Here is a 1,302-nt window from a genome sequence, read left to right on the forward strand (position 1 = left end):
CTATCTATTGCATGTTCAGCTAGTTTTTCTGATTCATAACATTGCATATTTATTTTAGTTTTGCAACACCCTCAAGTTGTGAATTAAGTAGTGGAAGGACTAGTTTTTATTCTGGATGATGATGAATAGTAATGGAGTTAAATGAGATTGAGAAATTAAGGATTGTTGGTATAATTTTTTACGCTCTTCGTAGTAGAAAGAAAATCAAGCAGTCTGTTGGTTTAGGAAGAGTTCCAGATTTAATGAAGTTAATGGGTGATTACAAGAAGATATAACACTTGGAGAGAAAGAAGAAGCTTATAACAAGTTTAAACAATAAGTTGATAGATAATTTGTTAGAGGTGGACAGAAGTGCGATAAAGATGGATGCAAGTGGATGTTAATAGCATGAATGCGTGGATTAAGGAGCGAGAAGAGAACAAATTGTAGAGCAGAATAAAATGCAGTTATATTGGATAGGTAAACAGCATGAGGTTACTTTGTTAAGGAATAGTTTGAAGAATGAAAGAAAGAGAATAGAGTAAGGGGATAGTTATGGGAAAAGATGAACTCATTCAATTTATCAAGAAAGATATGCTTATGAAATTCTATAAGTCTAACGAGTGGAGAACATTGAGATTAAAAGTAATCCAACGAGCTAAGTATGAATGTGAGCATTGCAAACAGAAGGGAAAGGTAACAACAAGGGATACGCTTAATAAGCGTGGGCGTAAGACGAAGATGGATGTGAACCATATCAAACCAGTTAAGACGCACCCACATCTTTCTGTAGACTTAGAAAACCTTGAATATCTTTGCGTTCGTTGCCACAACATTGCTGATGGTAAGGACAAGATGATTAGTCATAGTAAGCCTAAATTCTTTAGTGAAGAACGGTGGTAGTAATGATTATTGTAGATAGTAGTTGGACGTTCGATACAGAGTTAATGATTCAATATGCTGGGAGGGACGAGCGTACATCTTATGAGCGTGACATGCTTAATCAGTTCCGGAAGTATTCTTACTGGTGTTACTGTCAGATAAGAAACTGTGTGAACTCAAGGAAGTGTAAAAGACTTAAGCTTGCTGATGTAAGAAAAAGATTACAAGAGGAAGAGAATTTAATATTTACAACAGACATGCTAAAGATTTCTAGTGAAGAAGTCTTTTTTATTTTGGATTTCATTGAAACTTACTTTGAATTAGTTTCTTAAACACCCCCGGTCAAAAAGTTTGGCTTTTAGTAGGAGGACCATTCAACGGGGGGAGGAGAGCGGTAAAAATATATTTTGATTTTTTTATGGAATGGGGGGTACCTATGCG

2 protein-coding genes are annotated in these 1,302 nt (G+C 35.4%); both read left to right on the forward strand.

Going from position 1 to position 1,302, the window contains the following annotated elements; all coding sequences use genetic code 11:
* Window positions 1–579: 579 nt before the first annotated feature.
* Entirely contained in the window at window positions 580–882 is a 303-nt protein-coding gene (locus ACQRBL_RS32240) for an HNH endonuclease (protein ID WP_411996791.1), read from the forward strand.
* 2 nt (window positions 883–884) lie between these two features.
* The gene (locus ACQRBL_RS32245; RefSeq protein ID WP_411996792.1) at window positions 885–1,193 is read left to right on the forward strand and encodes a hypothetical protein; all 309 of its coding nucleotides are present in this window, start codon (window positions 885–887) and stop codon (window positions 1,191–1,193) included.
* The last annotated feature ends 109 nt before the right edge of the window (window positions 1,194–1,302 follow it).

Origin of the sequence: Bacillus sp. AF62 (assembly GCF_050312695.1) — a bacterium.
GTDB classification, from domain to species: Bacteria; Bacillota; Bacilli; order Bacillales; family Bacillaceae_G; genus Bacillus_A; species Bacillus_A cereus.

Bases quoted from the DNA above. Each gene is read 5' to 3' on its own strand.
- ACQRBL_RS32240 (WP_411996791.1), top strand. From the start codon at position 580: ATGAAATTCTATAAGTCTAACGAGTGGAGAACATTGAGATTAAAAGTA.
- ACQRBL_RS32245 (WP_411996792.1), top strand. From the start codon at position 885: ATGATTATTGTAGATAGTAGTTGGACGTTCGATACAGAGTTAATGATT.